General features: G+C 66.9%; 24 protein-coding genes. 17 read left to right on the top strand and 7 right to left on the bottom strand.

What is annotated here, in order from left to right; translation table 11 throughout:
* Positions 1-37 precede the first annotated feature (37 nt).
* The 12 genes from ACQY78_RS25505 to ACQY78_RS25560 all read left to right on the top strand — a co-directional run bounded on the left by ACQY78_RS25505 (position 38) and on the right by ACQY78_RS25560 (position 10721).
* Positions 38-1006 (top strand): Bug family tripartite tricarboxylate transporter substrate binding protein, encoded by a 969-nt coding sequence (locus tag ACQY78_RS25505; RefSeq protein ID WP_428680442.1) that lies wholly within the window; start codon positions 38-40, stop codon positions 1004-1006.
* A 9-nt stretch (positions 1007-1015) separates the two neighbouring features.
* Complete coding sequence (locus ACQY78_RS25510; protein WP_428680444.1) at positions 1016-1900, top strand: TauD/TfdA dioxygenase family protein; 885 nt, start codon at positions 1016-1018, stop codon at positions 1898-1900.
* A 12-nt stretch (positions 1901-1912) separates the two neighbouring features.
* Positions 1913-2566 carry an HAD family hydrolase gene (locus ACQY78_RS25515; RefSeq protein ID WP_428680446.1) on the top strand — a complete coding sequence of 218 codons (654 nt, stop codon included), beginning with the start codon at positions 1913-1915 and terminating at the stop codon, positions 2564-2566.
* Positions 2551-3990 (top strand): flavin monoamine oxidase family protein, encoded by a 1440-nt coding sequence (locus tag ACQY78_RS25520; protein ID WP_428680449.1) that lies wholly within the window; start codon positions 2551-2553, stop codon positions 3988-3990. Before ACQY78_RS25515 ends, ACQY78_RS25520 begins: the two co-directional genes overlap by 16 nt.
* A 6-nt stretch (positions 3991-3996) precedes the next feature.
* A complete protein-coding gene (locus ACQY78_RS25525; RefSeq protein ID WP_428680452.1) occupies positions 3997-4209 on the top strand; it encodes a twin transmembrane helix small protein in 213 nt (70 codons plus the stop codon).
* A gap of 3 nt (positions 4210-4212) precedes the next feature.
* Positions 4213-4809, top strand: a complete 597-nt coding sequence (locus ACQY78_RS25530) for a cob(I)yrinic acid a,c-diamide adenosyltransferase (RefSeq protein ID WP_428680455.1) — start codon at positions 4213-4215, stop codon at positions 4807-4809.
* A gap of 154 nt (positions 4810-4963) precedes the next feature.
* Positions 4964-5713, top strand: a complete 750-nt coding sequence (locus tag ACQY78_RS25535) for an electron transfer flavoprotein subunit beta/FixA family protein (RefSeq protein ID WP_425064793.1) — start codon at positions 4964-4966, stop codon at positions 5711-5713.
* Position 5714: 1 nt separating this feature from the next.
* The gene (locus ACQY78_RS25540) at positions 5715-6650 is read left to right on the top strand and encodes an electron transfer flavoprotein subunit alpha/FixB family protein (RefSeq protein ID WP_428680458.1); all 936 of its coding nucleotides are present in this window, start codon (positions 5715-5717) and stop codon (positions 6648-6650) included.
* Positions 6651-6671: 21 nt separating this feature from the next.
* The gene (locus ACQY78_RS25545; protein ID WP_425064795.1) at positions 6672-7544 is read left to right on the top strand and encodes a 3-hydroxybutyryl-CoA dehydrogenase; all 873 of its coding nucleotides are present in this window, start codon (positions 6672-6674) and stop codon (positions 7542-7544) included.
* Between the two features lie 16 nt (positions 7545-7560).
* Complete coding sequence (locus ACQY78_RS25550) at positions 7561-9045, top strand: M81 family metallopeptidase (RefSeq protein WP_428680462.1); 1485 nt, start codon at positions 7561-7563, stop codon at positions 9043-9045.
* The gene (locus ACQY78_RS25555; RefSeq protein WP_428680464.1) at positions 9042-10142 is read left to right on the top strand and encodes an NADH:flavin oxidoreductase; all 1101 of its coding nucleotides are present in this window, start codon (positions 9042-9044) and stop codon (positions 10140-10142) included. The genes ACQY78_RS25550 and ACQY78_RS25555 overlap by 4 nt, the downstream gene beginning before the upstream one ends.
* Positions 10143-10259: 117 nt before the next feature.
* Complete coding sequence (locus ACQY78_RS25560; RefSeq protein WP_428680466.1) at positions 10260-10721, top strand: hypothetical protein; 462 nt, start codon at positions 10260-10262, stop codon at positions 10719-10721.
* A 139-nt stretch (positions 10722-10860) separates the two neighbouring features.
* Here ACQY78_RS25560 and nadC read toward each other — a convergent pair whose 3' ends face one another.
* The 4 genes from nadC to ACQY78_RS25580 form a co-directional block, all read right to left on the bottom strand.
* On the bottom strand, positions 10861-11712 hold the full coding sequence (nadC, locus tag ACQY78_RS25565) for a carboxylating nicotinate-nucleotide diphosphorylase (RefSeq protein ID WP_428680469.1): 852 nt from the start codon (positions 11710-11712) through the stop codon (positions 10861-10863).
* Positions 11713-11719: 7 nt separating this feature from the next.
* Positions 11720-12709 carry a quinolinate synthase NadA gene (gene nadA / locus ACQY78_RS25570; protein WP_428680472.1) on the bottom strand — a complete coding sequence of 330 codons (990 nt, stop codon included), beginning with the start codon at positions 12707-12709 and terminating at the stop codon, positions 11720-11722.
* Between the two features lie 72 nt (positions 12710-12781).
* Positions 12782-13714 carry an NUDIX hydrolase gene (locus ACQY78_RS25575; protein ID WP_428680475.1) on the bottom strand — a complete coding sequence of 311 codons (933 nt, stop codon included), beginning with the start codon at positions 13712-13714 and terminating at the stop codon, positions 12782-12784.
* 42 nt (positions 13715-13756) lie between these two features.
* On the bottom strand, positions 13757-14344 hold the full coding sequence (locus tag ACQY78_RS25580; protein WP_428680478.1) for a TlpA disulfide reductase family protein: 588 nt from the start codon (positions 14342-14344) through the stop codon (positions 13757-13759).
* A gap of 35 nt (positions 14345-14379) precedes the next feature.
* On the opposite strand from ACQY78_RS25580, the gene argH reads away from it, so the two are divergent.
* Genes argH through ACQY78_RS25595 form a run of 3 tightly spaced genes read left to right on the top strand, consistent with a single transcriptional unit; the run spans position 14380 to position 19749 of the window.
* On the top strand, positions 14380-15828 hold the full coding sequence (argH, locus tag ACQY78_RS25585; protein WP_428680481.1) for an argininosuccinate lyase: 1449 nt from the start codon (positions 14380-14382) through the stop codon (positions 15826-15828).
* A gap of 2 nt (positions 15829-15830) precedes the next feature.
* Positions 15831-17105 carry a diaminopimelate decarboxylase gene (gene lysA / locus ACQY78_RS25590; protein WP_428680483.1) on the top strand — a complete coding sequence of 425 codons (1275 nt, stop codon included), beginning with the start codon at positions 15831-15833 and terminating at the stop codon, positions 17103-17105.
* A gap of 13 nt (positions 17106-17118) precedes the next feature.
* Positions 17119-19749, top strand: coding sequence for a TIGR02302 family protein (locus ACQY78_RS25595; protein WP_428680486.1), 2631 nt, complete (start codon positions 17119-17121; stop codon positions 19747-19749).
* A 154-nt stretch (positions 19750-19903) separates the two neighbouring features.
* On the opposite strand, the gene hpt is transcribed toward ACQY78_RS25595, so the two are convergent.
* Together hpt and ACQY78_RS25605 are read right to left on the bottom strand one after the other, a co-directional pair.
* Complete coding sequence (gene hpt / locus ACQY78_RS25600; protein WP_428680489.1) at positions 19904-20461, bottom strand: hypoxanthine phosphoribosyltransferase; 558 nt, start codon at positions 20459-20461, stop codon at positions 19904-19906.
* Positions 20462-20484: 23 nt separating this feature from the next.
* Positions 20485-21240 (bottom strand): zinc-ribbon domain-containing protein, encoded by a 756-nt coding sequence (locus ACQY78_RS25605; protein WP_428680492.1) that lies wholly within the window; start codon positions 21238-21240, stop codon positions 20485-20487.
* Positions 21241-21273: 33 nt separating this feature from the next.
* Here ACQY78_RS25605 and ACQY78_RS25610 point away from each other — a divergent pair, with 33 nt between their 5' ends.
* Together ACQY78_RS25610 and ACQY78_RS25615 are read left to right on the top strand one after the other, a co-directional pair.
* A complete protein-coding gene (locus ACQY78_RS25610; RefSeq protein ID WP_428680495.1) occupies positions 21274-22008 on the top strand; it encodes a lysophospholipid acyltransferase family protein in 735 nt (244 codons plus the stop codon).
* 80 nt (positions 22009-22088) lie between these two features.
* Complete coding sequence (locus ACQY78_RS25615; RefSeq protein ID WP_428680498.1) at positions 22089-24368, top strand: adenosylcobalamin-dependent ribonucleoside-diphosphate reductase; 2280 nt, start codon at positions 22089-22091, stop codon at positions 24366-24368.
* A gap of 5 nt (positions 24369-24373) precedes the next feature.
* Here ACQY78_RS25615 and ACQY78_RS25620 read toward each other — a convergent pair whose 3' ends face one another.
* Entirely contained in the window at positions 24374-25375 is a 1002-nt protein-coding gene (locus tag ACQY78_RS25620) for a Bug family tripartite tricarboxylate transporter substrate binding protein (RefSeq protein ID WP_428680501.1), read from the bottom strand.
* Positions 25376-25441 lie beyond the last annotated feature (66 nt).

Genomic DNA, 25441 nt, shown 5'->3' on the forward strand with positions numbered 1-25441 from the left:
GGGTCTATAGGCCGATGACAAGAAAAGACGAGGAAACATGATCGGCAGACGGCAGTTCGGGATGGGGCTGGGCGTTGCGGCCTTCGCGGCGCCTTCCATCGTGCGGGCGCAGAAATTTCCCGCCGGTCGCGTCACGATGGTCGTGCCGTTTCCGGCCGGCGCGGCGACCGACATCAGCGCGCGCGTCTACGCCGAGCGCCTCTCGGCGCTGTGGGGTCAACCCGTCGTGATCGACAACAAGGGCGGCGGCAATGGCATCCCCGCGGCCGAATCGGTCGCGCGCGCCAAGCCCGACGGCCTGACGCTGTTCGCCACCTCGGCTATGACGCAGGTCGTCAATCCGGCGATCTACGACAAGCTGCCTTACGACCCGATCGCCGACTTCGCGCCGATCTCGCGCATGGGCACCTCGCCCTTCGTGCTGCTGGTCGACAGGAACAGCCCGATCAACACCGCGGCGGAACTGACGGCGAAGCTGAAGGCCGAGCCCGGCAAGTACAATTACGGCGCGGGATCGCTGCCGGCCCGCGTGGCCTCCGAACTCTACAAGATGGCGGCGGGCGTGGACGCGGTCTATGTCGGCTATAAGAGCAATCCGCAGGCGATCCCCGACGTGCAGAGCGGGTTGCTCACCTTCATGATGATCGACACCGTCAACGCCAAGATCGCGATGGACCGCGGCGCGCTCAAGGGGTTGTTCGTCACCGACAGCGAACGCTACGCCGCCGTGCCGGAGATGCCGACGGCGGCGCAAGCGGGTCTTCCCGAGGTTCTGCTGACGACCTGGACGGGCTTCTATGCGCCGAAGGGAACGCCAGCGGAGATCGTGAACCGGATCAACGCGGACCTCTACACCGTGTCGGCGATGCCCGAGGTCGTCGAGCGCCTTGCGGCGCTGGGCGGCACGCCCAAGCTCATGCCTCCGGCCGAGTTCGCGGCCTTTGCCAGCGCCGAGAAGGACCGCTGGGGGCAGATCATCCGTCGAGCCAACATCAAGGTTGAATAGGAGAGACCCATGGCAGGATCCCTGAACGCCAATGCCGGCCCGCGCTACCGGCACACGACCGATGAAAGCGCCCCGTACGAGACGATCACCATCGACAAGCTCACGCCGATCCTCGGTGCCGAGATCGGCGGCATCGACCTCAGCCAGCCGCTGTCCAACCGGCAGCAGGATGAGATCCATCGCGCGCTGGCCGAGAACCTGGTCATCTTCTTCCGCGACCAGCATATCAGCCAGGATCAGCACCTGGCGTTCGGCCGCCTGTTCGGCGATCTGCACACCCATCCCGCGGCGCCGAGCGAACCCGGCAAGCCCGAGCTGATGATCATCCATGCCGACAAGGATTCGCCGCGCGCCAACGGCGAGGGCTGGCACACCGACGTGAGCTGCGACCTCGAGCCGCCGATGGGCAGCATCCTCTACATCAAGAAGTGTCCGCCGAAGGGCGGCGACACGCTGTTCGCCAGCATGTATGCCGCCTACGAGGCGCTGTCTGATCGCATGAAGACCTATCTCGACGGCCTGACCGCCGTGCATGACGGCGAGTCGGTCTATCGCGGCCTCTACAAGAACTATAACGTCGTCGACAAGCCGGAGTATCCGCGCGCCATCCATCCGGTGGTACGGACCCATCCGGTGACGGGCAAGAAGGGCCTCTACGTCAATCGCGGATTCACGCGCTCGCTGGTCGGCCTGCCACGCGACGAGAGCGATGCGATCCTGCGCTATCTCTACGAACACATGGAAAACCCGCTGTTTCAGTGCCGCTTCCGCTGGCAGGAGAATTCCATCGCCTTCTGGGACAATCGCTGCGCCCAGCACCGCGCGATGTGGGACTACTGGCCGCACACCCGCAGCGGCAACCGGGTCACGGTGGCAGGCGACAAGCCTTACTGATACTCCTGGGGCGTGCTGGTCATATTCGATTGCGACGGGGTGCTGGTCGACAGCGAGCCCCTCGCCAACACCTGCTTTGCCCGCGCGCTCCGGCGCGAGGGTCTCGACTGGAACGTCGAGGACACGATGCGGCGCCTGATGGGCCGCTCGATGAGGTCGTGCGTGGAGATCGTCGAAGGCGAACTCGGCCGTGCTCTGCCCGTTGATTTCGTCGACCGTCTGCAGGCTGACACAATGCAGGCTTTCCGCGACGCGCCGCTGCGCACCGTCCCCGGCGTCGTCGAAGCGATCGATGCAATCGAAGCGGCGGGAATTGCGACCTGCGTCGCGAGCTCCGGCGGTCTGGACAAGATGCGTGTCACGCTCGGCATCACCGGCCTGTGGTCGCGTTTCGAGGGCCGCATCTTCAGTTCGACCCAGGTGCCCCGCGGCAAGCCCTTCCCGGACCTCTTCCTTCACGCCGCGATTGAGATGAACGAGCAGCCTTTCGACAGCGTCGTCGTCGAGGACTCGCTCCCCGGCATCCAAGCGGCCCGTGCCGCCGGCATGCGCGCGCTCGCCTATGTCGGCGCCCCGTACAGCGACGCCGAGGCGTTGCGCGCTGCGGGCGGTCGGACGTTCGATTCGATGTCTTCGCTGCCGATGCTCGCATGGGCCGGACGGTGAGCCGCACCGGTTCGTGGTCGATGGGATCGGGCAACGGCGAGCGTATCGTCGTCGTCGGTGCGGGCATGGCGGGGCTGGTCGCGGCCAGGCTGCTGCAGGATTCGGGTTTTGCCGTTAGCGTGCTCGAGGCGCGGGGACGTATCGGCGGCCGGACCTGGACGGACGATCGCGTCGGCGCGCCGGTCGATCTCGGCGGATCCTGGGTGCATGGCGTCGAGGGAAATCCGCTCACTTTGTGGTGTGAGAAGCTCGGCATCGAACTGGTCGAATCGCAGGGCGAGCGCCTGCTGATCGACAAGCGGGCGACCTCGCCGACGCGCGAGGGCCAGCGCCGGCGTGCGGTGATGGGGCGGCTTGCCTTCAAGGCGGCCATCGAATGGGCGAGCTGGAAAAGCAAGGCGCTGACCCGCGTCCGCGGTCCGCGCTCGATCTCCGTACGTGAAGCCGTCGAGCCGCTGCTCACGGCGTCGTGGCTGCCGGAAATCGACCGGCTGGTGGTCGCGACCTTCGTCGAGATGAGTGAGGGCGTGCAGAGCGCGCCCTGGGACGCGGTTGCGGCAGAGGAGTGGTTCCCCACAGAAGGACTCGAGCGCAACGCCCAGCCAAGGGGCGGCTACAGGTCCCTGGTCGACGACGTCGCGCACGGGCTCGACATCCGCCAGGGCGCGGCGGTCGAGCGGGTGGTATGGACGGGCGACGGGGTGACCGCGATCCTGCAGGGCGGCGAGCGCATCGAGGCGGATCGCGCGGTGATCGCCGTGCCGGTCGGGCTGCTGCGCGCGGGCCTGCCGGCGCTTGATCCCGCCCCGCCGGAACTTCAGCGGACGGCGATCGGCCGGATCGGCTACGGCGCCGGCGTCCTGGGCAAGATCTACCTGCGCTTTCCGCACCGCTTCTGGCCGGAGTCGCCGAAATGGTTCGGGCGCCTTCCGGATTCGCCCGAGCGGCGCGGTGGCTTCAACACCTTCGTCAGTCATCAGCAGGAGACCGGCCTGCCGATCCTGCTCAGTTTCTGCAACGGCCACACCGCGATCCATCTCGACCGTGAGGCGAGTGATGCGGAGGTGACGGGCGTTGCCATGCGATCACTGCGCGCGATGTTCGGCGACGACATTCCCGAGCCCGTTGCGATGGTCTTTCCGCGCTGGCTGAGCGATCCCTGGTCGCGCGGCGGCTATTCCTATCCCGGTGTCGGCAGCGATCCCGACGACTGCACCGAACATGCGCGGCCGCTGGGAAATCGCGTGTTCTTTGCCGGCGAGGCGACCGAGCCGGTCGAGTACGGCACGGTACACGCGGCCCTGTGGTCGGCCGAGCAGACCGCCGAGACGATCTTCCGCCTCGCCACCGGCACGGCAGCTTCGCGCGACGCGCGGCCCTGGGCGGGCGCCCGTACTGGCGCGGGCAGGCACAATGCGGGATAAGCCCCTATGACTCTCGCAAACGTTCTTTTCGTCCTCGTGCTGGTGTCTGCGTTTGCCACGCTCGGCACGCTGTTCGCCGGCCTGATCAACATGAGCCGCAACCAGGACGGCAACATCGAGGGCAGCCGCCGCAGCAACCGCATGATGTGGTGGCGCGTGCGCCTGCAGCTGCTCACGGTCGTGCTGATCCTTCTCTGGTACCTCGCGAGCAGGAGCTAACCGATGGCCGTCACCCTCAATCGCATCTACACGCGCGGTGGCGACACCGGCATGACGTCGCTCGGCCGCGGCGAACGCGTGGCCAAGCACGACATCCGTGTCGAAGCCTATGGCACGACCGACGAGGCCAATTCGGTGATCGGACTGGCGCGCAGCGCCATCACGCGCGCCGGCAGTGCCGATCCGCGCCTCGCCGAAGCCGACGCGATGTTGAGCCGGATCCAGAACGATCTGTTCGATCTCGGTGCCGATCTCTGCACGCCCGAAGGCAAGGCGAAGCGCGACGAGCCGGCCCTGCGCATGGTCGCCTCGCAGGTCGAGCGCCTCGAACGCGAAATCGATGCGATGAACGCCGAGTTGCAGCCGCTCAAGTCTTTCATCCTGCCGGGTGGCAGCGAGACCGCCTCGTGGCTGCATCTCGCCCGGACCGTGGCGCGTCGGGCCGAGCGCTGCATGACGCATCTGGCGGCCGAGCAGGAGATCAATCCGGAGGCGGTCAAGTACATCAATCGACTCTCGGACCACCTGTTCGTGCTGGCCCGCCGGGTCAACGACAATGGTGCGGCAGATGTGCTGTGGGTACCGGGCGGGGCGCGCTAGCCGGCAAGCTGTTGAAAAATTGAGAAAAAAGCTTCCACACTGCGGTTTTGTGCAGTGCGCCATAGCCTTGACATGATCGGCTCAACACCCCTACACGAAAACCCCTTCGCCGGACGGGTCAGTCCGGCCGCAACTCACCGATAGGCGCAACGCGATGAAAGTGCTGGTCGCGGTCAAGCGGGTCATCGACTACAACGTCAAGATCCGCGTAAAGGCCGACAACACGGGTGTCGAGACGGCTAACGTCAAGATGTCCATGAACCCCTTCGATGAGATCGCCGTGGAAGAGGCGATCCGCATGAAAGAGAAGGGCGCCGCTACCGAAATCATCGCCTTCTCGGCCGGCCCGGCCCAGTGCCAGGAGACGATCCGCACCGCGCTCGCCATGGGCGCCGACCGCGGCATCCTGGTTCAGACCGACGCCGAACTGCAGCCGCTGGCCGTCGCCAAGCTGCTGAAGGCCGTGGTCGACAAGGAGCAGCCCGGCCTGGTGATCGTCGGCAAGCAGGCGATCGACGACGATTCCAACGCCACCGGCCAGATGCTGGCCGCGCTGCTCGGCTGGTCGATCGGAACGTTCGCCAACAAGCTGAATGTCGCCGACGGCTCGGTCGAGGTGAAGCGCGAGGTCGACGGCGGCCTCGAGAACATCAAGATCAAGATGCCGGCGGTGATCACCACCGACCTGCGCCTGAACGAGCCGCGTTACGCCTCGCTGCCCAACATCATGAAGGCGAAGAAGAAGCCGATCGAGACGCTGGCGCCGGACGCGCTGGGTGTCGACGTCGCGCCGCGCCTCAAGACGCTGAAGGTCGAGGAGCCGCCCAAGCGCAAGTCGGGCATCAAGGTGAAGACCGTCGCGGAGCTGGTCGAGAAGCTGCGCAACGAAGCGGGAGTGATCTGAGATGGCCGTCCTCGTTGTCGCCGCGCATGACGGCAAGACCGTTCGCGCCAATGTCGCCAACGCTGTAGCGGCCGCCGGCCAGATGGACGCCGAGGTCCATGTGCTCGTGGCCGGCAGCAACGCCGGCGAGGCCGCCAAGTCGGCGGCCGCGATCCAGGGTGTCGCCAAGGTGCTGCAGGCCGAGGACGCGGCCTACGCCAACTGGCTGGCCGAGGACATCGCGCCGCTGGTCGTCAAGCTGGCGCCGAACTACAGCCACATCGTGATGGCCGCCGACTCGGTCGGCAAGAACGTCGCCCCGCGCGCCGCGGCCCTGCTCGACGTCGCGCAGGTCTCCGAGGCGATCCAGGTCGTCTCGCCCGACACCTTCGTGCGCCCGATCTACGCCGGCAACGCGATGGCGACGGTTCAGAGCACCGACAAGATCAAGATCGTCACGGTCCGTCCGACCAACTTCAAGGCGGCGGCCGGCGGCGGTTCGGCCACGATCGAGCAGATCGAGGGCACGGGCAGCACGGGGCTTTCGTCCTTCGTCGGCGCCGAGCTCTCCAAGAGCGAGCGACCCGAACTGACCAGCGCCAAGATCGTCGTCAGCGGCGGTCGCGGCCTGCAGAGCGGCGAGAACTTCAAGATGCTCGAGACCCTGGCCGACAAGCTCGGCGCCGGCCTTGGCGCCAGCCGCGCCGCGGTCGATGCGGGCTACGTGCCGAACGACTATCAGGTCGGCCAGACCGGCAAGGTGGTCGCGCCTGACCTCTACATCGCCATCGGCATCTCCGGCGCCATCCAGCATCTCGCCGGGATGAAGGACAGCAAGACGATCGTGGCGATCAACAAGGACGAGGAAGCCCCAATCTTCCAGGTGGCCGACTACGGACTTGTGGGCGATCTCTTTCAGCTCGTCCCCGAGCTCACTGCCGCGATCGAAAAAAAGTAAAGTAACCCGAGGGTACCCATCATGATCAAGCGCATCGGAGTCATCGGTGCCGGCCAGATGGGCAGCGGCATCGCCCATGTCTGCGCGTTGAAGGGCTTCGATATCCGGCTCGCGGATATCGACCAGGCCCATCTCGACAAGGGCATCGACGCGATCAGCCGCAACATGGATCGGCAGATCGGCCGCGGCATGATCCGTCCAGAGGACAAGGACTCGGCGCTCAAGCGCATCTCGACCGCCACGGATTACAAGCCGTTCGCCGATTGCGACCTGATCGTCGAGGCGGCGACCGAGAACGAGGCGGTGAAGCGCGAGATCTTCAAGAAGGTCTGCGAGGGCCTGCCGGCCAACGTCCTGCTCGCGACCAACACCTCGTCGATCTCGGTGACCAGGCTTGCGGCGGTCACCGACCGGCCCGGCAAGTTCATGGGCATGCACTTCATGAACCCGGTCCCCCTGATGGGCCTGGTCGAGCTGATCCGCGGCATCGCTACGGAGGAGGAGACCTTCCGCACGGTGCGCGAGGTCGTGGTCAAGCTCGACAAGAAGCCGGTCAATGCCGAGGACTTCCCGGCCTTCATCGTGAACCGCATCCTGCTGCCGATGATCAACGAGGCGGTCTATGCGCTCTACGAGGGCGTTGGCAACGTCGAGGCGATCGATACCGGCATGAAGCTGGGCGCCAACCATCCGATGGGCCCGCTCGAGCTGGCCGACTTCATCGGCCTGGATACCTGCCTCTCGGTGATGCAGGTGCTGCACGAAGGCCTGGCCGATTCGAAGTATCGTCCGTGCCCGCTGCTTGTGAAGTATGTCGAGGCCGGCTGGATCGGCCGCAAGGTCAAGCGCGGCTTCTACGACTATTCCGGCGAGCGCCCGGTCCCGACGCGCTAGCGGGGCGGGCGGCGCGATGCGTATCGCCGTCCTGCAGTTCGCCCACGAGACGGTGACGTTCCTCCCGAACGACACCACGCTCGCCGATTTCATCTATCCCGGTTCCCCGGCCAGCGGCGAAGCGCTGCTGGCGCACGATCCCAGGTCCTACATGGGCGGGTTCGTGAAGGTGGCGCGCGAGTATGACGGTGTCGAACTTGTCGGCATTGAATCGCCGCTGTGGCCGCGGACCGGCACCGGCTCGGGCTGGATCACGGAAGAAGCCTACGAGACCTTTCTCGGCCGGATGGTCGCCGGCCTGAAGGAGCAGGGGCCGTTCGACGGCGTCTATCTCAGTCTGCACGGCGCAATGGGCGTGCGCGGCGTCGCGCGGCCGGAGGCCGACATCGCCCGCCGCGTCCGCGAGGTGGTCGGGCGCAACGCCTTCATCGTCGGCACCTTCGATCCGCACGGCAACGAGGACGAGGCGTTCCTGGCCCAGGCCGAGATGGCCTTCACGGTCAAATATTTCCCGCATTACGACAGCCATCTCCAGGGCGAGCGTGCGGCGCGCATGCTGGTGCGCGCCATCCGCGGCGATTACGTTCCCGCCACGGTGACGGTGAAGGTGCCGATCATCACGCCGACCGTGCTGCAATGGACCGGCGCCTCGCCGTGGATGGACCTCGTGCAGCGCGCCCTCGTCTGGGAAGCGCGCGAGCCCGACCTCTACGTGAACGTCTTCTTCGGCTTCCCCTTCGCCGACGTGCCAGATGTCGGCATGACCTTCCAGGTCATGACCAACGGCAATCCGGCGCTGGCCCAGAAGGTCGCCGACGACATGTCGTCCTGGGCATGGCGCCGCCGCGAAGCGCTGCTCAATACAGCGAAAGTCCATCCCATCCCCGAGGGCGTCCGGCTCGCCAAGGAGGCGATGGCGCGCGGCGAGACTCCAGTCGTGCTGGCCGACCATAGCGACCGGTCGGGCTACGCGACCTGGATCCTGAAGGAAGTGATCGAGCAGGATCTCTCGGACGTGCTGATCGCCACCATCGCCGATGCCAAGGCCATCGATGCGCTGAAGGCCGAGGGCGTGAAGGTGGGCGATGCGTTCGACCGGGAAATCGGTGGCCTCGCCGACGAATCGGCCGGCCAGCCGGTCCGCGTCACCGGTACGGTGATCGGCGCGCACGAAGCCCATGGCACCCTCTGGGTGAGCGTCGCCTTCGGCCGGGGCAACGTCGTGCTGATCAGCCGCTATCTCACGCAGATCGTCGAGCCGTCGGAACTTGCGGGCCCGGCCTTCGACCTCGCGCAGTTCAAGGCGATCGCCATCAAGTCGCGCGTGCACTTCCGCCGCGGCTTCGACGATAGCGGCTTTGCCAAGACGATCCTGCTGGTCGAGCCGGTCGAGCCTTTCCTCGGCACCGTGCGGCTCGACGGGTTGCCGTATCGCAACGTCGATCTGAAGAACTTCTATCCCTACGGCGACGTAGAATTCCCGCAAGCGAGACGTCCATGACCAGCCCGCTCTTCCGACCCTTCTCGACCAAGTCGCTGTCGCTGCCCAACCGTGTGGTGATGGCGCCGATGACGCGCTCCAAGAGCCCCGACAGCATCCCGGGCGCCGACGTCGCGGCTTACTATCGCCGGCGTGCCGAAGGCGGCGTCGGTCTCATCGTTACCGAAGGCACCACCGTCGACCGGCCGGCCGCCTCCAACGACACCAACGTGCCCGATTTCCATTCGCCGGCCAGTCTCGCGGGCTGGCGGCACGTGGTCGAGGAAGTGCATGCCGCCGGCGGCAAGATCGCCCCGCAGATCTGGCACCAGGGCATGATGCGCAAGACGGGGACGGGCCATCATCCCGAGGCGCCGTCGGACGGTCCGTCCGGCCTGTCCGCGTCCGGCAAGCAGGTCGGTCCGGCGATGACTGACGCCGACATTGCCGACACGATTGACGCCTTCGCGCGGGCCGCCGGTGCGGCGCAGGAGATCGGCTTCGACGCCGTCGAAATCCACGGCGCGCATGGCTACCTGATCGACCAGTTCTTCTGGGAGGGCGCGAACAAGCGTAGCGACGTGTGGGGCGGCGACTTCGTGCAGCGCACGCACTTCGCCGCCGAGATCGTCAAGGCGATCCGCGCGCGCGTCGGCGCGGACTATCCCATCATCTTTCGCTTCTCGCAGTGGAAGCAGCAGGACTTCACGGCGTGCCTGGCGCTGACGCCCGACGAGCTTGCGCGTTTCCTGGAGCCGCTGACGGCGGCCGGCACCGACATCTTTCACTGCTCGACGCGCCGCTTCTGGGAGCCCGAGTTCGAGGGCTCGACGCTGAACCTCGCGGGCTGGACGAAGAAGCTGACCGGCAAGCCCACCATCACCGTGGGCTCGGTCGGCCTCAAGGGGGCGGATTTCGTGCAGACGTTCCGGACGCGCGAGGATTCCGAGATCGGCGATCTCGGCGAACTCGAGGCCCGGCTGGAGCGCGAGGAGTTCGATCTCGTGGCGGTCGGCCGCGCTTTGTTGGCCGATCCGCAGTGGGCGGCCAAGGTGCGCGAGGGACGCTTTGGCGACCTGGCGCCGTTCTCGGCTTCATCGCTGGCGACGCTGGCGTAAGAAAGAGTTTGCTTGGGGGCGCGCCAGTCCAGTGGCGCGATCTCACCTGGTGCTGGTAATACGCGCCACTGGACTGGCGCGCCCCCAGCAGAACAAAGCGACAAAGAGAGCCGACGCATGCATAGGATCTTTAAGTCTCTCGTCGCAGCCGCGCTGCTCTCGAGCTTCGCGCTGCCGTTCGCCTCGGCTGAGGCGCAATGGGTGTTCGTCGCCCGCAAGGCGCTGGGCCGCATCCACCAGATGACCGAAGGCGGCCAGCCGGACGGCCGCGCCGGCTACGATTTCGCGACGGTCCTGCTCGATGCCCATGCCGACAGGATCTTCTCGACGGCGCTCGACCTCGCGCGAAAGAATCCGTCTGTCCGCATCCTGATGCAGGATCCCGGCGCACGCCGCCGCCAGATCGCCGAGGGCGACCGCACCGCCACGCTCAACGTCGTGCCGTTCAACGACGACGTCTCCCAGCTCATGATCGCGGGCCATGCCGGCGCGGGCGAGAGCTCGACCACGTCGCTGGTGGTCCAGGCAGTGCTGCGGGTCTGCAAGGAAATGGGCAAGCACTGCGAAGTCAGCAATTAAGACCAAGATCCTTGCACTACGACCTCATCCTGAGGAGCGTCGCATAGCGACGCGTCTCGAAGGATGGGCAACAGACGCGGTGCACGTGCCCACCCTTCGAGACGCACGCCTTCGCCGCGCTCATCAGGGTGAGGGCTGCTTAGCTTTGCCAGTCGAGGCCGATGTCGAGGACGCTGGCGCTGTGCGTCAGCCAGCCGGCTGAGATGAGGTCGACGCCGCTAGCCGCGATGGCCGGCGCCGTCTGGGGTGTGATGCGGCCGGAGGCTTCGGCGAGGGCGCGTCCGTCGATCATGCGAACCGCGGTGGCGAGCTGCTCGGGCGTCATGTTGTCGAGCAGGACCGCATCGACGCCGGTCGCCAGCGCTTCTGCGAGCTGATCCAGCGTATCGACCTCGACTTCGATCTTCACGAGATGGCCGACGCCGCGGCGCGCCGCGAGGATCGCCGGCCGGATGCCGCCAGCCACGGCGACATGGTTGTCCTTGATGAGGACGCCATCGTCGAGGCCGAAGCGGTGGTTCATGCCGCCGCCCACGCGAACGGCGTATTTCTGCAGGGCGCGCAGCCCCGGCATCGTCTTGCGGGTGCAGCAGATGCGCGCCTTGTGGCCGCGCACCGCCTCCACCAGAGTCGCCGCGCCACTGGCGACGCCGCTCAGGTGCCCGAGGAAGTTCAGGGCGACGCGCTCGGCGGTCAGCATGCCGCGCGCCGGGCCGGCAATCGTGGCGATGCGGTCGCCGGGTGAGAGCGCCGTGCCGTCCGGCCGCTCGATCGCAATCTCGATCGAGGGGTCGACCAGCCTGAAGGCCATGGCCGCTGCGCCAAGCCCTGCGACGACGCCTTGCTGGCGTGCGACCAGGGCCGTCTTTGCCCGTGCCGTCGCCGGCACGATGGCGTCAGTGGTGAGGTCGCCAGCGCGGCCGAGATCCTCCAGGAGGGCGGCACGCACCACGGGTTCGACCATGAGAGGGAGAAGGGACGGGACCATCATCCGAGCCTCAGATTTCCAGCATGCGTTCGACCGCGCGGCGGGCCGGCTGGGCCACGGCGGGATCGATCGTTACTTCGTGTTGCATTGTCTCCAGCGTGCGGCGGATCTTCGGCAGGGTGATCTGCTTCATGTGCGGACAGAGATTGCAGGGCCGGATGAACTCGACCTCGGGATGCTGGACGGCGACGTTGTCGCTCATCGAGCATTCGGTCACGAGGACGACGCGCGCCGGCCGCTTGGAATCGACATAATCGATCATCGCCGCCGTCGAGCCGGTGAAGTCCGATTCACCCACGACCTCGGGCGGGCATTCAGGGTGGGCCAGCACCACGATGCCGGGATGGCCGGCACGGAGCTGGCGGATGTCCTGTGCCGTGAAGCGTTCGTGTACCTCGCAGTGCCCGGCCCAGGTGACGATCTCGACGCCGGTTTCGGCGGCGATGTTCTGCGCCAGATACTCGTCTGGCAGCATGATGACCTTCGGGACGCCTAGGCTCTCGACGATCCTGCGGGCATTGCCGGAGGTGCAGCAGATGTCGCTCTCGGCCTTCACCGCAGCCGAGGTGTTCACGTAGGTAACGACGGGCACGCCGGGATAGCGCTGGCGCAGCAGCCGGACATCGGCGGCGGTGATCGATGCGGCCAGCGAGCAACCGGCGTCGAGGTCGGGGATCAGCACGCGCTTTGCCGGATTGAGGAGCTTGGCCGTCTCGGCCATGAAATGGACGCCGGCCAGCACGATCACCCCGGCATCGACCTTCATGGCCTCGCGGGCCAGCGCCAGGCTGTCGCCGACGATGTCGGCCACGCAGTGGAAGATCTCGGGCGTCTGGTAGTTGTGCGCGAGGATCACGGCGTCGCGCTCGCGCTTCAGCGCCAGGATGGCGTCGATGTCCTCGGCGAAGGCTGGCCATTCGATCGACGGGATCACCGATTTCACGCGGTCATAGAGCGGGGCCGTGCGGGCCATCAGGTCCGGCGCAAAGGACAGGGACATCTCCAACCTCATTATGCTCAATGGGAGTATTAATTATTTATACTAATAATGAGCATTAATCAGGTCAAGTTTTCAGATCGGGCGGGAGAGGGGGAGCTTGCTGCCGGCGACGGCGCGTTCGAGGACGATCTCGCGGCGGAAGCGGAACAGCTTGGCCGGTCGGCCCCGCGCCTCCGCGGTCGACGCGCCGGTCGGCTCGACCAGCCCCTGCGCATCGATGAGGCGGCGGAAGTTCTGCTTGTGCATGGGGCGGCCGGCCAGCGCCTCGACGGCGCGCTGGAGCTGCAGCAGGGTGAATTCGGGCGGCATCAGCTCGAAGAAGACCGGCCGGTATTTGATCTTGGCGCGCAGCCGCGCAATGCCGGTGGCGAGGATCCGGCGATGGTCGTGACGCATCGGCATGCCCGGCACGGGATCGGCCGCCGCCGGCTTTGCTTCGGGCACCAGACCGGCCTCGTAGAGCAGCTCGTAGCGCTGGAGGACCAGGTCCTCGTTCCAGTTTTCCTGGCCGTCGCCGAAGTTCACCTCGACCCGCTGCTGCCGCTCGCGCCGGCTCGCCGCATCAATGCCGGCCTCCGCCCAAGCTGAGAGTCTCGGCAGGATGGCCCCGGCGATCAGGGGGGAGGGGCCGGCACGCCAGTCCTCCCAGGGGAAATAGCGGTACCAGCTGCGCCATTCCGGATCGCGCGCGCCGGCGGCCAGCCGCTCGCGGGTGAGGCCGAGATAGCTGATCGACACGACGCGCTGCCGACCGTCCAGGCCAAGGCGGTTGCGATCGGCGAAGGTGTAGAGCTGCTCGACATAGCCCAGCGGATGATGGGTCTGCCGTTCGACCCAGGCCCGCAGACCGCTCTGGAGAGTCGGATGCTCGGTGGCGAAGGGCCCCGAGGGCAGGACGGTGCCGTCTTCCAGGGTCAGCACCAGCGGCTGGTCCGCCGTCAGGGCGACCAGCACCGCATTGAGTTCGATGGCAACGGCGTCGGAAGGCGCGGGAGGCGGCGTCATGTCGGCCGCATTATGCACGAACGCAGGGCGACTTCGCGCCCGTCAGGCCTTGCCCATCGCCGCCTTCATCAGGGCGATCGATTCCGGCATGTCCCAGTCGGCATCGCCTTCGATGCGGCCGAGCTCGCGGCCCTGGGCATCGACCAGGATCGAGGTTGGCAGCAGGGTGACGTCGAGCCCCTGCATGGTCTTGCGGCCCTTGTCGAAATAGATGCCGAGGTTGGTGAGCTTCTGGTCCTTGTAGAAGGGCGCGACCTTGGGCTTGGTCGGGCCGTCGATCGACAGCGGCACGATCAGGAACTTGTCCTTGGGCAGCGCCGCCTGCAGGCGGTCGAGGCTCGGCATTTCCTTCACGCAGGGCGCACACCAGGTCGCCCAGAAGTTCAGCAGCACGACCTTGCCCTTGAAGTCGCCGAGCTTCAGCAGCTTGTCGTCGGCGCCCTGGATCTCGAGGTCGGGCAGCGGCTTCGGCGTCTTGGCGATCTTGAAGCGTTCCATCGCGCCCCTGGCCATGTCCGGCTTCACGCCGGCGGAGGCCTGTCCCGCGAAGACGGGCAAGGCGAGGACGGCCAGGCCGCCGGCCAGGACCGACCGTCTGCCGGGGAGGAAATCTCGCTGGGGATGTGCCATAAGCCGCGTTCCTAAAAGGATATATGGCTGAATTCATGGCACGGAAGAACACGACTGCGCGAGCGGCCAAAGGTGGCTCCAATCGTCGCTCCAACACGATGTGGGGCGGCCGCTACAAGCTCGGGCCCGCGGAAATCATGGAGAAGATCAACGCCTCCATCGGTTTCGACCGGCGGCTCTATGCGCAGGACATTGCGGGCTCCGTCGCGCACTGTGACATGCTGGTGGCACAGGGAATCCTGACGGCCAAGGACGGCCGCGACATCAAGCGTGGGCTGGCCCAGGTCAAGACCGAGATCGAGAGCGGCAAGTTCAAGTTCTCGACCAAGCTCGAGGACATTCATTTCAACGTCGAGCAGCGGCTGACCGACATCATCGGGCCGACCGGCGGGCGGTTGCACACCGCGCGTTCGCGCAACGACCAGATCGCGCTCGATGTCCGCCTCTGGGTGCGCGACACGATCGACAAGTTCGAGGAGATGCTGCGCGACCTGCAGGCCGCCTTGATCGACCGTGCCGACGAATATTCGGCCACCATCATGCCGGGCTTCACCCACCTGCAGACGGCCCAGCCGATCACCTTCGGCCACCACCTGATGGCCTACGTCGAGATGATCGGCCGCGACCGCAGCCGCTTCGCCGACTGCCGCGCGCGTCTCAACGAATCGCCGCTGGGCGCCGCGGCGCTGGCGGGCTCGCCGCATCCGATCGATCCGCGCAAGACCGCCAAGGCGCTGGGCTTCGATCGGCCGATGGCCAACTCGCTCGATGCCGTGTCGGACCGCGACTACGTGATCGAGTTCATCGCTGCTGCCTCGACGACCGCCGTGCACCTGTCGCGCCTCTCCGAGGAGATCGTGATCTGGTGCTCGGCGCCGTTCCGCTTCATCGCGCTGTCGGATGCCTTCACGACCGGCAGCTCGATCATGCCTCAGAAGCGCAATCCCGACGCCGCCGAGCTGACGCGTGCCAAGGTTGGCCGCATCGTCGGCAGCTTCGTGGCGCTCTGCACCATCCTGAAGGGTCTGCCGCTGACCTACGGCAAGGACATGCAGGAGGACAAGGAGCCGCTGTTCGACGCCGCCGATTCGCTGGAACTCGGCATCGCGGCGATGACCGGGATGATCCGTGACCTGAAGGCCAATCCCGAGCGCATGCGCGCCGTGGCTTCGGCCGACTATTCGGTGGCGACCGATCTCGCCGACTGGCTGGTGCGCAAGGTCGGCCTGCCGTTCCGCCAGGCCCATCACGTCACCGGGCGTCTGGTCGGCATCGCCGCGGACAAGGGCATTGACCTCGACAAGCTGTCGCTCGACGAGATGCAGGCGGTCGAGCCCAAGATCGACCGCAGCGTCTATCGCGTGCTGACCGTCGAGGCTTCGGTCAACGCCCGCAAGAGCCTGGGCGGAACCGCGCCTTCAAATGTCGTGCGCGCCGTCGCCGAAGCGCGGCGTCGCTTCCTGGGCAAGGCCGGGGGACGCTGAATATGAGCTTCTTCGCTTACAAGGACGGCGAGATGCACGCCGAGGGCGTGGCGCTCGCCTCCATCGCGGCCCAGGTCGGCACGCCGTTCTATTGCTACTCCGCCGGGGCGCTGCGCGCCGGCTGGCAGGAGTTTGCCGACGCCATCAAGGGCATGAACGCCAGCGTCGCCTATGCGATGAAGGCCAACAGCAACCTGGCCGTCATCCGCCTGTTCGGCGAGATGGGCGCAGGTGCCGACATCGTCTCGGTCGGCGAGATGAAGCGGGCGCTGGCCGCCGGCATTCCGGCCAAGCGCATCATCTATTCCGGCGTCGGCAAGAAGCCGTCGGAGCTGATGGCGGCGCTGGAAGCGGGCGTCGGCCAGATCAACGTCGAGAGTTCGGCCGAACTGGAGACCCTGGACGCGGTGGCGGGCCAGCTCGGCCTCAAGGCCGACATCACCATCCGCGTGAATCCCGACGTCGACGCCAAGACGCACGCCAAGATCACGACGGGCCGCAAGGAGAACAAGTTCGGCATCGACATCGACCTGGCGCGCGAGGCTTTCGCGCTGGCGGGCCGGCTGCCGAACCTCAACGTCGTGGGCGTGGCCATGCATATCGGCTCGCAGCTCACGTCGCTCACGCCCTATCGTGACGCCATCGTGCGGGTGCGCGAACTGATCGCGCAGCTGCGCCAGGACGGCCATACGATCGACCGGTTCGACATCGGTGGCGGGCTGGGGATCGTCTATGCCGACGAGAAGCCGCCCTCGATCGCCGAGTTCATGGCCGTCGTGGCGCGCGAGACCGAGGGGCTGGGCTGCGAACTGGCTTTCGAGCCGGGTCGGCGGCTGGTCGGCGAGGCGGGGGTGCTGGTGAGCGAGGTCATCCTCGTGAAGCCCGGGTCCGCCAAGACTTTCGTCATCGTGGATGCGGCGATGAACGACCTCATCCGGCCCACGCTCTACGAGGCCTGGCACGATATCTTGCCGGTCCGCCAGCCACGCCCCGATGCCGCCACGATCCGTTGCGACATTGTCGGTCCCATCTGCGAATCGGGTGACTTCCTTGCGCAGAATCGTGATCTACCGCCGCTGGCGGCGGGCGACCTCGTGATGGTACGGTCGGCGGGCGCATATGGGGCGGTGATGGCTTCCAGCTACAACAGCCGTCCGCTGGCGCCCGAAGTGATGGTGGATGGCACGAGGTTTGCGGTTACGCGACCGAGGCCGACCGTCGAAGAGATGATCTCCGCCGAGCGGTTCCCGCCCTGGATGGAGCCGAAAAAGGCCTAACGAAAGGACGTCGATGGACGCCAGCCAGACCACCCCGACGATCCAGGCCCCCGGGCTCGGACGCAAGATCGGTTTGGCGCGGGCGGCCTTGGCATGGGAAAGCCTCTGGCCGCGTCTGGTGCCGCTGCTTTCGTTCGTGGCGCTCTTCGTGGCCGCCGCCCATCTCGACCTATTCGCCGGGCTGGATCCGTGGGTGCATACCGGCATCCTGGCGGCCATTGCGGTCGCCTTCGCCGGTCTCGCCTGGTGGCGCCTGCGCGATTTTTCCTGGCCGACGCGGGAAGCGTCGATCCGCCGGCTCGAGCGCGACAGCGACATTCCGCACCGTCCGCTCATCGCCGTACAGGATCATCTGGCCACCGGTAATGCCGACCCGATGGCCGTGGCCCTCTGGGAGGCCCATCGCCGCCGCGAGGCCGAGCGCCTCGCCGGACTGACCAACCGGCCGGCCCATCCTGGCCTCGCCGTGCTCGACACCTGGGCATTGCGCTTCGTGCCGCTGCTGGCCCTCGTCGTCGCCATCGCCGTTGCGGGTGGCTGGCGCAGCGACCGCATGGCCGCCGCCGTGACGCCGGCTTTCCCGATGCCGCCGCCGGTCGTCGCCAACCTGTGGATCGCGCCGCCGGCCTATACCGGCAAGCCGCCGGTCTATCTGGACATGGCCGAGCACGACAAGGTCCTGCGCGTTCCTGTCGGCAGCAAGATCGCGGGCTTCGTCGACGACGTGCGGGGCCGCAAGCCGCCGCAGCTCCTGATCGACGGCAAGGCCACCGAGTTCTCGACTGTGAGCAAGGGCAAGTACCAGGTCGAGGAGGTCATCACCGAGGGCAAGCAGATCACTCTGCAGGCGCGCGGCGACGAGCAGGCGCACTGGAAGCTCCACGTCATTCCCGACCTCGCTCCGACCATCGACTTCACCCGCCCGATCGGCGTCGACAAGTGGTCGACCAAGATCGAATACGTCGCCGGCGACGATTTCGGCGTGACGGGCGTCCAGCTCCAGATGCGCCTTCATGGCAGCGTCCTGGGCGACGATGCGCTGAGCAGCGACGAGGAGCCCGAGGTGCTGCGCGTCGACCTGCCGGTCGCGGGCAATGCCAAGAAGATCGCCGACACCTTCGTGCGCGACCTCACCAGCCATCCGTGGGCCGGCCTCAAGGTCACGGTGATGCTGTTCGCCACCGATGCGCTGGGCCAGAAAGGCCGCAGCTCGGTCGAGACGTTCCTGCTGCCCGAGCGTGTCTTCAACGACCCGACCGCGCGCGCCCTGATCGTGCTGCGCAAGGCGCTGACCCGCGATCCCAAGGGTTACCGCATCGACGTCGCCGACGGCATGCGCATGATACATGCGAATCCGTCGAGCTATCGCGAGGACCCGGTCGTCCAGCTCGGCCTGCGCATCGGCTCGGTGCGGCTCGCGCAGAACGACAACAAGGAGACGATCACCGACACGCAGAAGCTGCTGTGGGACCTCGCCATGCGCCTCGAAAGCGGCGCCACGTCCGACGCCGAGCGCGCGGTCGAACAGGCGCGGCAGCAGCTGCAGGACGCCATGCAGCGCCAGGCGGGCGACGAGGAAATCGAGAAGCTGATCCAGCAGCTCTATGACGCGATGGCGCGTTGGCAGCGCGAACTGGCCGAGAAGATGAAGGATCCCGACGAGCGCCGCCGCATGGAAGAGCAGGCGGAGAAGATGGATCCGAACAACACCATCACCGGCGACGACCTGCAGAAGATGCTCGACAAGATTCGCGAGATGGCGAAGAACGGCCAGCGCGAAGAGGCCAAGCGCATGCTCGAGGAGCTGCGCAAGATGATGGAGAACGCCACCCCGATGATGGCGAATCCCAACGGCCAGCAGCGTCAGCAGCAGGGACAGCGCGGCCAGCAGGGCCAGGGCAGCCAGCAGGGTCGCGAGATGATGAACCAGCTCGACCAGCTGTCGCGCCGGCAGAACCAGCTGCTTGGCGAGTCAGAACGCGAGGGCCGTCAGCAGCAGGGACAGCGTGGCCAGCAGGGTCAACAGGGACAGCAGGGTCAACGCGGCCAACAAGGGCAGCAGGGACAACAGGGCCAACAAGGACAGCAGGGGCAGCAGGGCCAGGGCCAACCCGGGCAGCAGGGGCAGCCGGGCCAGGGGCAGGGCCAGTGGGGCGATCAGCAGCGCGGCCAGCAGGAAGGCCTGCGCGGCCGGCTCGGGGACTTCATGAAGAAGCTCGACGAGAACGGCCTGCAGATGCCGGAAGCGCTGGGACGGGCCGAGCGCTCGATGCGCGAGGCCGAGGAGGCGCTCCGTCGCGGCGACCCGCGCGAGGCGTCGCGCGCCCAGCGCCGGGCGCTCGACAACCTGCAGCAGGGCATGGGCGACATGGCCGAGCAGATGCGTCAGCAGCGCGGTCCGGGCAACAACCAGGACATTGCCGAGATCGAGGAGCGTGAGCGCCGCAGCGAGGACCGCGATCCGCTGGGCCGGTCGGACGGCAACTACGGCGATGCGGTCGACTCTGGCGCCGACCGGGTGCCGCTCGAACTGGAGCGCCAGCGAAGCCGCGAAATCCTCGACGAACTGCGCCGCCGCGCCGGCGACCAGCTGCGCCCGAAGGAAGAGCTCGACTACATCGATCGTCTGCTGAAGACGTACTAGGGGCCGAGCGACAAGTCAGTCTGAGGCGAATCTGTCGTCCTGAGCGCAGCGAAGGACCTGACAGATCGACCAGAGGGCTCCCCTGCTGGCGGGAGATCCTTCGCTTCGCTCCAGAGCGGGGGTTACTCCGCTCGTGATGACGAGAGCGCGCTTTCTACTCCGCCGTCTTCTCGACCACGCCGATATAGGGCAGGCCGCGGAAGCGGTGGGCCCAGTCGAGGCCGTAGCCGACCAGGAATTCGTCACCCGCCTCGAAGCCCACGAAGTCGGCCTTGAGGTCGGTCCGCCGTTTGCCGGGCTTGTCGAGCAGGGTGCAGATCGATACGCGGCGGGCGCCGCGCTCCTCGAGCAGCTTCTTGGCGAAGCTGAGCGTCAGGCCCGACTCCAGGATGTCGTCGACCAGCAGCACGTCGCGGCCCCGCACGTCGTCGACGATGTCGCGCACGACGCGGACATTGCCACTCGTCTCGGTGCCGCTGCCGTAGCTCGAGAGGGTCAGGAAATCCATCGACCAGTCGGCGCCGGCGCGGTTCAGCGCCCGGATCAGGTCGGCGGCAAAGACGAAGCTGCCCTTCAGCACGGAGACGACCAGCGTGTCGGACTCGAGCTTGTCGGAAAGGTCGGTCGCCATCTCCTCCACGCGCGCGGCGATCTCGGCGGCGGAGAAACGGATCGAGACGATCGGACGGTCGGAGGTGGTGCGGTCGGGCAACGTGAACTCTCGTCTGTGGGTCGCTAGTCGACGGTCGGCACGATACTGGTCGCACCGGAGGGAGGCTCGTCGAGCGGAAGGCTGAAACTCAGGCGCGCGCCGGGCGCGATCGGCCCCTCGACCAGCGGCATCGCGCGCTCGGCCAGGATCTGGTCGCCAGCCCGGAAGACAATCTTCAGGCGGCGGGTCGAGCCGGGGGCGGTGCCGGTGTTGATCAACTCGCCCGCCACCACGTAACGCCCTTCGATGATATCGATCTTGGTCGTCGCCATGTCGAGTCCGACATGCGCTTGCGCCACCTGAGGCGCGTTACGTGTCGCCTGCGCGGCGTCGAGATGCAGCAGCGCGCGCCAGGAGGCGGGCAGGCGGGACTTGATCTGGTCGCGATAGGCATAGCCCGCGCCGCCCAGCAGCACGATCAGGACGATCGCGTAGGCGATCCAGGTGCCCCAGTTTCTCTTCCTGGGCGGAGGAGGCGTGGTCAGGGCCGGCAGGCCGGCACCTGGAGTCGACGGCCGGATGACGACGTCGGGGACGGGGGGAGCGGCTGGCGCAGGCAGTGCTTCCGACGAAGTCTCGGCGACCGGCGACGCATCGGGCTCCTGGAACCAGCGATGATCGCAGCGCACACACTGAACGGTGCGACCCGTCGGGCCGATTGCCATCGGGTCAACGGCGTATCGAGCGCCGCAGTTTGAACATGTAACTTGCATGATGAGCGGGGTATGCCCCACCAGATGTCCTTTGCGCGGGGACACTAGGCCACTACAAGTTGGCATACAAGCAACACGTCGCTCGTGAATACGTTTGAGATGATTGGCCTCCGGCTGCGCTCGTTCTTCTTCAATGTCGGCTGGTATGTCGGCACCACGATCCTCGCCATCGCCGGTTCGCCGATCCTGCTGATGCCGCGGCGGTTCGTGGTCGCCTGGTCGCTGGTCTGGATCGACTTCTGCCTGTGGTGGCTGCGCGTCACCTGCCGGCTGACGCATCGCGTCGGGGGGCTGGAGAACATGCCTGCGGGGCCGGTCATCTTTGCGTGCAAGCATCAATCCTCTTGGGAGACGCTGGCGTTCTCACGTCTGTTTCCCGGCGCCGCCACCGTGATGAAGCGCGAGCTGGTCCTGATTCCAATCGTCGGCTGGGCGATGGCGCGGGCCGGCAACATCGCCGTCGAACGCGGCGATGGCGCCAAGGCGCTGCGCGGGCTGGTGAAGCAGGCCAAGGCAACCCTGGCCGAGGGCCGGTCGATCCTGATTTTCCCTGAGGGGACGCGCGTCGCCGTCGGCGACGAGAAGCCCTATCAGGTGGGAACGGCGGCGCTCTACCGGCAGCTCGGCGTTCCCGTCGTTCCGGTCGCGCTGAATTCCGGTATGTTTTGGGGCCGGCGCAAGTTCATCAAGTGGCCGGGTGTGATCGACGTGGAAATCTTGCCGGCCATTCCGCCGGGCCTGGGCCGCGACGTCTTCATGTCTACCCTGCGCGACCGGATCGAGGGTGCCACGGGCCGACTCGTTGCCGCAGCCTGCAAGCGTGAACAAAAATAGAACGATCTGTTGATATCGACTGGCCTTGGGCCTAGTTTTTCGGAATGGAATGGGCTCCCGTCTCCCAGCGGATCTGGGACATGAAATATCGCTTCAAGAGTGCACCCGGCGGCAGCGCAGCGGCGACGCCGGACGCCGATCTCGACGCGACCTGGTGGCGTGTGGCGCGCGCGCTGGCGGCGCCGGAACGCGACCCCGAGCTCTGGGCCGGGCGCTTCCACGAGGCGCTGTCGGGCTTCAAGTTCCTGCCGGCCGGGCGCGTGATCGCGGGCGCCGGCACCGGGCGGACGGTCACCCTCTTCAACTGCTTCGTGATGGGTACGATCCCCGACGACATGTCGGGCATCTTCGAGAACCTGCGCGAGGCCGCCCTCACCATGCAGCAGGGCGGCGGCATCGGGCACGATTTCTCGAGCCTTCGCCCGCAGGGCGCGCCCGTGGTGGGCGTCGGCGCCGATGCGTCGGGTCCCCTGTCGTTCATGGACGTGTGGGACTCGATGTGCCGCACCATCATGAGCGCGGGCTCGAGGCGCGGTGCCATGATGGCGACCCTGCGCTGCGACCATCCCGACATCGAGGCCTTCGTCGACGCCAAGCGCGATCCGAAGCGGCTGCGCATGTTCAACGTCTCGGTGCTGGTCACCGACGCCTTCATGAAGGCGGTCGAGGACAATGCCGACTGGCCGCTGGTGTTCGGCGGCAGGACCTTCCGGACGGTGAAGGCCAAGGCGCTGTGGGAACGCATCATGCGCGCCACCTACGACGTGGCCGAACCCGGCGTCATCTTCATCGACCGCGTGAACCGCCGGAACAACCTGCGCTATTGCGAGACCATCCAGGCTACGAACCCGTGCGGCGAGCAGCCACTTCCTCCGTACGGCGCCTGCCTTCTCGGATCGATCAATCTCGCGGCGCTGGTGAAGGCGCCGTTCACGCCCGGGGCGACGCTCGACGACGAGGCGCTGGAGCGGCTGGTGCCGCTGGCCGTGCGCATGCTCGACAATGTGATCGACGTGTCGCGTTTTCCGCTGCCTGAGCAGGAGAAGGAAGCGAAGGCCAAGCGGCGCATCGGGCTCGGCGTGACCGGGCTCGCCGATGCGCTGATCTTCTGCGGCGTGCGCTACGGCTCGCCCGAAGCGGTGCGGCTCACCCGCGAATGGCTGGGCGCCGTGCAGCGTCTCTCCTACATGGCTTCGGCGGACATCGCGGCGGAGAAGGGCAGTTTCCCGCTCTACGAGCGCGGCAAGTACCTGGCGGGCGAGACGATCAAGGCCTTGCCCGAAGAGGCCAGGACGGCGATCGGCCGCTACGGCATCCGTAATGCGCTGCTGAACTCGATCGCGCCCACCGGCACGATCTCCCTGCTGGCTGACAACGTCTCGTCCGGTATCGAGCCGGTCTTCGCCTTCAGCTACGTGCGCCATGTCCTGCAGCCGGACGGCACGAAGCGCGAGGAGAGCGTGGACGACTATGCCTTCCGTGTCTGGCGCGAGATGAAGGGCAATGAGGCGCCGCCGCCGGACGTCTTCGTCGATGCCCAGACCCTGTCGCCCGCCGATCATCTGGCGATGCAGGCCGCGGCACAGGATCATGTCGACAGTTCGATCTCCAAGACCATCAACCTGCCGCGCGACATTTCCTTCGACGCCTTCAAGGGCGTGTACGAGGAGGCCTATGCGCAGAACTGCAAGGGCTGCACCACCTACCGTCCCAACGACGTGACCGGCGCCGTGCTCGAGGTGAAGCCGGCCGAGACCGCGAAGCCGGTCCCGGCTGTGGCATCGCCGGACAGCGACGTCGTCTACCTTGCCCCGCCGCTCGACCGGCCGGAGGAACTGCCGGGCCGGACCTACAAGATCAAATGGCCGGGCAGCGACCACGCGATCTACATCACCGTCAACGACGTGGTGCAGGAGGGGCGTCGGCGGCCCTTCGAGATCTTCATCAACTCCAAGAACATGGAGCATTACGCCTGGACCGTGGCGCTGACGCGCATGATCTCGGCGGTGTTCCGCCGCGGCGGCGACGTGTCGTTCGTGGTCGAGGAGCTGAAGGCCGTGTTCGACCCGCGCGGCGGGCAGTGGATGGGCGGTCGTTACGTGCCGTCGCTGCTGGCCGCGATCGGCGGCGTGATCGAGCGCCATCTGGTCGAGATCGGCTTCCTGGCGCCGACCGAGCAGCCCAGCCTGATCGACGCGATCGAGGAGCGCATGCGCCTCGCCGCCGGCGCGAAGGAGCCGGCGGCCAGCGGTGGTTCAGCCAAGTCGATGGGGCAGTGCCCCAATTGCGGCGCCGCGGCACTCACCCACCAGGAAGGCTGCGACGTCTGCCTGAACTGCGGCTACTCCCGCTGCGGGTGAAGCGCTCAGCCCAGCTCGAGTTCGATGCCGGCCGACTTGCTGACGCCGGCCCACAGGGTGGCAAAGTCGCCGACGAAGGCGGTGTATTCGGCCGGGGTCATCGGCTTGTCGCCGGGCAGCAGCACCACTTCCTTGAAGCGCTCCACGACCTCGGGGGCCTTGTAGGCCTTCTGCAGCTCGTCGTAGAGCCGCGCCACGACGTCGGGCGACATGCCCTTGGGACCGGAGACGCCGACCCAGGTCGAGGTGGTGAGTTTCGGGAAGCCCTGCTCGGCGAAAGTCGGGGCATTCGGATACATGTCGAGGCGCTTGTCGGAACTGACCGCCAGCAGCCGGACCTTGCCGGAATTGATGTGCGGCACGTTGGTGGTGATCGGGTCGAACATCGAGGGGATGGCGCCGGCCAGCATGTCCTGCAGCGACGGCGCCGAGCCGCGATAGGGGACGTGCTTCAGCTTGACGCCGGCCAGGCTGCCCAGCAGCTCACCCATCAGGTGGGTGTTGGAGCCGATGCCGGAGCTGCCGAAGGCGATCTCGTCGGGCTTGGCCTTGGCGGCGGCGATGTAGTCGGCCAGCGTCTTGTAAGGCGAATCGCCCGGCACGATCAGGACGTTGGGCGTGTGACCGATCAGGGTCACGTGGGTGAAGTCCGTGACCACGTTGTACGGCAGCTTGGGGTAGATTCCGGGCGCGATGCCGAGCGGCGAAGCATGCGAGATGACGAGCGTGTAGCCGTCCGGCGCGGCCTTGGCTGCCAGGTCGGAACCGATCGTGCCGCCGGCGCCGGGCCGGTTCTCGACCACCACCTGGGTGCCGAGTGCGGCCGAAAGCTTCGGCGCGAGGATGCGGGAAATCGTGTCGGCTGTGCCGCCCGGCGGGAAGGTGGCGATCAGCTTGATCGGCTGCTTGGTCGGCCAGCCGGGGCTTGCCTTGACGGCGGGGGCGGCCAGCGAAGAGCCCAGGGTGGCGGCCGATGCGGCCAGGACGGTACGGCGGGTCAGTTTCATGAAGCGCTCCGGTTTCCTCTCACGCCAATGGCTGGCGTGTTGTGCCGAAGCCCTGCAATCGATATG

The organism is Reyranella sp. (assembly GCF_965279625.1).
Lineage (GTDB): Bacteria > Pseudomonadota > Alphaproteobacteria > Reyranellales > Reyranellaceae > Reyranella.

What these genes read in the sequence shown, in the direction of transcription:
- ACQY78_RS25505 (WP_428680442.1), top strand. Translation starts at nt 38, where the DNA reads ATGATCGGCAGACGGCAGTTCGGGATGGGGCTGGGCGTTGCGGCCTTC.
- ACQY78_RS25580 (WP_428680478.1), bottom strand. Translation starts at nt 14,344, where the DNA reads ATGGCACATCCCCAGCGAGATTTCCTCCCCGGCAGACGGTCGGTCCTG.
- ACQY78_RS25520 (WP_428680449.1), top strand. Translation starts at nt 2,551, where the DNA reads ATGGGCCGGACGGTGAGCCGCACCGGTTCGTGGTCGATGGGATCGGGC.
- ACQY78_RS25615 (WP_428680498.1), top strand. Translation starts at nt 22,089, where the DNA reads ATGAAATATCGCTTCAAGAGTGCACCCGGCGGCAGCGCAGCGGCGACG.
- ACQY78_RS25595 (WP_428680486.1), top strand. Translation starts at nt 17,119, where the DNA reads ATGGACGCCAGCCAGACCACCCCGACGATCCAGGCCCCCGGGCTCGGA.
- ACQY78_RS25545 (WP_425064795.1), top strand. Translation starts at nt 6,672, where the DNA reads ATGATCAAGCGCATCGGAGTCATCGGTGCCGGCCAGATGGGCAGCGGC.
- ACQY78_RS25550 (WP_428680462.1), top strand. Translation starts at nt 7,561, where the DNA reads ATGCGTATCGCCGTCCTGCAGTTCGCCCACGAGACGGTGACGTTCCTC.
- ACQY78_RS25530 (WP_428680455.1), top strand. Translation starts at nt 4,213, where the DNA reads ATGGCCGTCACCCTCAATCGCATCTACACGCGCGGTGGCGACACCGGC.
- ACQY78_RS25540 (WP_428680458.1), top strand. Translation starts at nt 5,715, where the DNA reads ATGGCCGTCCTCGTTGTCGCCGCGCATGACGGCAAGACCGTTCGCGCC.
- ACQY78_RS25610 (WP_428680495.1), top strand. Translation starts at nt 21,274, where the DNA reads ATGATTGGCCTCCGGCTGCGCTCGTTCTTCTTCAATGTCGGCTGGTAT.
- ACQY78_RS25605 (WP_428680492.1), bottom strand. Translation starts at nt 21,240, where the DNA reads ATGCCAACTTGTAGTGGCCTAGTGTCCCCGCGCAAAGGACATCTGGTG.
- nadA (WP_428680472.1), bottom strand. Translation starts at nt 12,709, where the DNA reads ATGTCCCTGTCCTTTGCGCCGGACCTGATGGCCCGCACGGCCCCGCTC.
- nadC (WP_428680469.1), bottom strand. Translation starts at nt 11,712, where the DNA reads ATGATGGTCCCGTCCCTTCTCCCTCTCATGGTCGAACCCGTGGTGCGT.
- ACQY78_RS25535 (WP_425064793.1), top strand. Translation starts at nt 4,964, where the DNA reads ATGAAAGTGCTGGTCGCGGTCAAGCGGGTCATCGACTACAACGTCAAG.
- ACQY78_RS25575 (WP_428680475.1), bottom strand. Translation starts at nt 13,714, where the DNA reads ATGACGCCGCCTCCCGCGCCTTCCGACGCCGTTGCCATCGAACTCAAT.
- ACQY78_RS25525 (WP_428680452.1), top strand. Translation starts at nt 3,997, where the DNA reads ATGACTCTCGCAAACGTTCTTTTCGTCCTCGTGCTGGTGTCTGCGTTT.
- ACQY78_RS25555 (WP_428680464.1), top strand. Translation starts at nt 9,042, where the DNA reads ATGACCAGCCCGCTCTTCCGACCCTTCTCGACCAAGTCGCTGTCGCTG.
- ACQY78_RS25620 (WP_428680501.1), bottom strand. Translation starts at nt 25,375, where the DNA reads ATGAAACTGACCCGCCGTACCGTCCTGGCCGCATCGGCCGCCACCCTG.
- argH (WP_428680481.1), top strand. Translation starts at nt 14,380, where the DNA reads ATGGCACGGAAGAACACGACTGCGCGAGCGGCCAAAGGTGGCTCCAAT.
- ACQY78_RS25560 (WP_428680466.1), top strand. Translation starts at nt 10,260, where the DNA reads ATGCATAGGATCTTTAAGTCTCTCGTCGCAGCCGCGCTGCTCTCGAGC.
- lysA (WP_428680483.1), top strand. Translation starts at nt 15,831, where the DNA reads ATGAGCTTCTTCGCTTACAAGGACGGCGAGATGCACGCCGAGGGCGTG.
- ACQY78_RS25510 (WP_428680444.1), top strand. Translation starts at nt 1,016, where the DNA reads ATGGCAGGATCCCTGAACGCCAATGCCGGCCCGCGCTACCGGCACACG.